The 3802-nt window shown below is 71.3% G+C and carries 2 protein-coding genes; one reads left to right on the top strand and one right to left on the bottom strand.

All coding sequences use genetic code 11. From position 1 onward, the window contains the following. Positions 1-134 precede the first annotated feature (134 nt). Entirely contained in the window at positions 135-770 is a 636-nt protein-coding gene (locus tag VF794_RS15505) for a hypothetical protein (protein ID WP_331111131.1), read from the top strand. A gap of 209 nt (positions 771-979) precedes the next feature. Here VF794_RS15505 and VF794_RS15500 read toward each other — a convergent pair. Further along, positions 980-3802, bottom strand: a 2823-nt coding sequence (locus VF794_RS15500; protein WP_331111129.1) for an alpha-2-macroglobulin family protein, incomplete at its 5' end; no start/stop codon positions are given.

Genomic DNA, 3802 nt, shown 5'->3' with positions numbered 1-3802 from the left:
CGAAGAAGAGCAGCGGGATGAGGGGCGAGGTGGAAGCCATCCGGGAAGTCTGCCCCAGGGTCAGCCCCTGACGGAACCCCGAGGGAGCGCGAAGCATCCAACCGGCTCGAACGCCGAAGCCGGTGGGAGGCATCATGCGTTGGTACGCAACGGTTGGGACGGTCCTGCTGTGGGCCAGCCTGAGGGGCGATACCCTCGCCCAGACACCGGACGGCAAGAACGAGAAGTTCGTCTCGGCGGCGCGCGAGCTGCTCGGCATTCCCTACCAATTCGGTGGCCGGATGCGCCGGCCGGGCGAGGGCATCGACTGCCAGGGCGTGCTCTTCTACGCGGCCGAGCGCGTGAGTCGGTGTGGCTGGAAGTCCTACTCGGTCTTCCCGACCCAATCGGTGCCCGGGGGCGAGTTGGGGCGGCCGGTGGAGGGAATGGCGCCCATCGCCTCCTCGGAGCTGGACGTCTCGCGGCTCCAGCCCGGTGACGTGCTGCAGCTGGTCGGCTTCGACGAGAACCCGGCCGAGCCGCGCATCGGTCTGCTGAAAGAGCGGCCCGTCTGGGTGTGGCACACCGGCTTCTACAGCGGCGCGGGCAGGTGGATCGTCGGTGACCACTTCGCGGGCCGCGTCGTCGAGGTGGACCTGGCGGCGTACCTCGCCGAACACGCGGACGTGTACGCGGGGCTGGTGGTCACCCGGATGAAGGACGGCCCCCATCCCAGACAGTGTCGCCAACACCGGCCGATGAAGACGCCTAAAAACCCGGACCGGCGGTAGCGAACCCGCGCGAACATCCTCGAACTGCTCGCGAGCGGGCCTCAAGCCGACTACCAAAGTGCACCATGTGGCTCCTGGAGCGGAGGCCCAGCTCGGAGCACAAGCGCGTCAGGCCTCTGGCAGGCGGGGTGGGGCGCCGCCCGGGTGGGCTATTGGAGGCGGCGGGAATCGAACCCGCCGCCTCGTTCCTGCAACGGCGCCTCCAGCCGTCACCACTCGCTCTGGCCGACGTCGCCCGTGCTGCGCTTGGACGGCGCCACCTTCAGCACGTCCGTGCCCGTGCGCCCACGGATGCTGGGGACGTACATGTCCTCGATGAAGGCCGGCGGCGCGGAGAAGGTGCCCGCGAACTGGGCCCTCATCACGTAACCCACCGTGCGCGGGCTGTCGCTCCACCACGCCGGCTCCTCGAAGAAGAACGTGGCGCGCTCGGGGCTCAGTGAGCGGCGCTTGAGGGCCTCGGGAGCCAGGGGCAGCGCGTGCGGAGGGCCGCGGAACTCCTTGTCCTCCACCAGCGGCACGAAGCCCGCCGGCACCGCGTCCTCCACCACGTAGTACGCCGAGCGCACCCGGTTCTCCCCGTGCGCGTCCAGCATGAGCTCCACGTACACGTGCTCGCCCTGGCTGACGCCGTCGCCCGCGGCCAGCGGCACCTTTCCGCCCTCGCGCAGCACGTAGTACGTGCGCTGGAGGCTCATGCCCTGGTCCACCGGCTTCACCTCCGCGAGCGGCATGGCCACGGTGGCCCGGAGCGTCGCCACGCCCTCGAAGCCGCCCACGTCCACCATGCGGGTACCCGGCTCCAGCGTGGCCACCAGCCCCATGCCCCGAGGCGAGAAGCGCACCTCGCCCTTCGTCCCCTTCACCGACGGGGGTGCCAGCTTGCGGAACTCCTTCGCGTCTCGCTCGATGAGCCACATCGAGTGCAGCAGCGCCGTGCTCCGATCGAAGGTGGACAGCCCGGGCTCGCTCAGCGCCTCCATCAGCCGACGGCGCGCCTTGTTCATGTCCAGCTTCCCGAAGGACGCCGCGTGCCCGAGGATCGCGGTGAGGCCCACCCGGCGCAGCGGGTAGCGCCACAGGGCCTCGCTGGGGGCGGGCATGTTGGCCAGCGTGACGAAGCCCTCGTTGCTCTGGGCCACCAGCTCGTCGATGCGGCCCTTGAGCGCCGGCTCCTGCATCACCCCCGCCTTCTCCGCCGCCAGTACCGCCAGCGCCAGCGGGTACAGGTCCCCCGGCTGCGCGGCCTGCACCAGCGCGCGCACCCGGGCCGCCTGCCGCTCCCCGTCCAGCCGTGCCAGCACCCAGGCCCGCGTGGCGTCCCACTCGAGGGGCAATCCCTCCTGGGCCTCCAGCCAGCGCATGCCCTCGGTGATGCGTGGATCATTCCGATCCGCGAGCCCCGCCTCCACGGCGTACGCCAGCCCGTCGAGCGCGATGAGCGTCATGGGCACCTCGGCCTGGCTGTAGCCGCTGAACCAGGTGAAGCCGCCGCCCCGGACGGACAGCTCCAGGATGCGGGACGTGCCCTGCACGGCGCGGCTGCGCGCCTCGGCCAGCAGCCCCTGGCTGTCCGTGTCGAGCGACTCCAGCGAGCCCGCCTTCTTCAACGTCTGGTACAGCGCCACGTTGGGCACCGTGGTGGACACGAGCTGCTCCAGGCACCCGTAGGGGTACGTCAGCAGCTCACGCACGTTGGAGAGCGCCGCGTCCACGAGCGACGGCTGCAACACCAGCTCCACGTCCGACACCGAGGCCGTGGCCGTCGCGGGCAGGGACAGCTCGCCGCCGCCCCACTGGGACACCTTCACCGGCTCGTCCAGCACGGCGGGCCGTACCGCCACCGTCCGCCTGTCGCGCAGTGGCTCCTTGCCGCCCACCACCTCCACCGCCAGCTCGGCCGAGCCCGAGCCCTTCGCCTTCAGGGTGAGGGGCAGCACCTGCTCGCCGCCCTTGCCCAGCTCCACCTTCCGCGTCGCCTCGGAGGGCTCGAGCACCCCCGCCGCCGCCAGCCGCACGTCCAGCAACTGGCTGCCCGTGGAGGTCTGCCCCGCCGACAGGCGCACCGACGCGAGCGCCTCGTCCCCCTGGCGGAGGAACTGGGGCAGCGCGGCGTACAGGTTGAGCCCACCACGCGTGGCGAACTCGGCCGTGGACTCGCCAAAGCGGCCCGAGGTGTCCGCCGCCACGCCCGTCACCACCCACAACGTCTGGTTGGACGGCAGCTTGAAGCGCACCGAGGCCCGCCCGTCCCGATCCGTGACGACGCTGGGGCTCCAGTACGCCGTGTCGCGCTCCAGGTCCTTCGCCTGCCGCGTGGGCGGCTTGATGGAGGCGAAGGCATGGTCCGGCAGCCCCGCCATCTTCCGCGCGAGGGCCTCGCCATAGCCGTAGCCCTGGAACTCGGCGGAGAAGAAGGTGGCCACGTTGTTGCGGCCCACCGGGTAGAAGAAGTCGAGCACCTTGGGGCGGAACTCGCTCTGGATGGCGTAGACGGCCTTGTCCACCACGCCCACCGAGAGTTGCGCCACCACGCCCTGGCCCTCGTGGTTCGTCACCCGGACGTCGATGACCTGCTCGGTGAGGGGCGTGGCCTCGGCGCGCCGGGGCTGGAGGGTCACGGTGAGGGTGCGCTCGGAGGGGATGATGCGGAAGCCCACCGTACGCTCCTCCCAGCGGCCCGTGGCGGTCGGGTACGCCACCGAGGCATACACCGCGCTGCCAAAGCGCTTCTCCACCTCGAAGGAGTGGACGAGCGTGCGCCCGTCCAGTTCCACGAGCCGGGTGTCGTAGAGCCCCGCGCCCGTCAGCGTCACCCAGACGGAGCCCTCGTCCTTGCCCTCGGGGCCCCAGCCGTCCGGAAGCAGTGCCACGAGCTGCGCCGACTCCCCCGGCTCCAGCGTGCCCGAGAGCGACGCCAGCGTGAGGTTGGGCACTTGCGCCACGGGCTCGTCGGCGGCGCCGATGACGAGCAACTGATCCTCACCCGTCCAGGCCTCGCCGCCCTTGTCCTTCACCGTGACGCGCGCCAC

The organism is Archangium sp. (assembly GCF_036389735.1).
Lineage (GTDB): Bacteria > Myxococcota > Myxococcia > Myxococcales > Myxococcaceae > Archangium.
The sequence above is the reverse complement of the archived record's forward strand: the minus strand, read 5'-3'. Positions and strand labels throughout refer to the sequence as shown.